General features: G+C 44.0%; 1 pseudogene. It reads left to right on the top strand.

The window, feature by feature from the left end:
- Positions 1 to 269, top strand: a pseudogene (locus J8M01_RS24400) (IS110 family transposase); the annotation flags it as partial.
- Between the last annotated feature and the right edge of the window lie 238 nt (positions 270 to 507).

Here is a 507-nt window from a genome sequence, read left to right as displayed (position 1 = left end):
AAACAAATCGTTTGGGCACAATTACTAAACGTGGAGATGGATACCTCAGAAAACAACTTATTCATGGTGCTCGAACTGTTGTGAACCACGCACATAAAAAAGACGATGACCTGAACCTATGGGTCACTGCCATCAAGCAAAGGCGCGGGGTAAATAAAGCTGCGGTTGCAATGGCACATCGTCTGGCAAGGTTAATGTGGATATTACTTCAAAAAAACGAATATTACCGCCCCATACGTTCATGCAATCAGGTTCAAGGTGATGTTTAAATACAGAGTTAGATTGGCAAGCAGCTCGTAGATGACAAGGGTGACTTAACCCGAGTGGGTGTTGAGAGCACTTGCCAATCGCCTATCATTGTTTGCTACAGTTAGATGAAAAAAGGCCTAGCCTGCCTATACAAAACCCGACAAAGGCACGGTATATAAACCGCTTGGGTGTATTCAAATTAGAGTGTATGGGCTCGAAGCTCATTAGGGGCACTGAAATAACAGTTAAGCCCGGATA

The sequence above is a fragment of the Pseudoalteromonas sp. MMG005 genome, assembly GCF_018101015.1.
Lineage (GTDB): Bacteria > Pseudomonadota > Gammaproteobacteria > Enterobacterales > Alteromonadaceae > Pseudoalteromonas > Pseudoalteromonas aurantia.
This window is presented reverse-complemented; position numbering and strand designations above follow the sequence as displayed.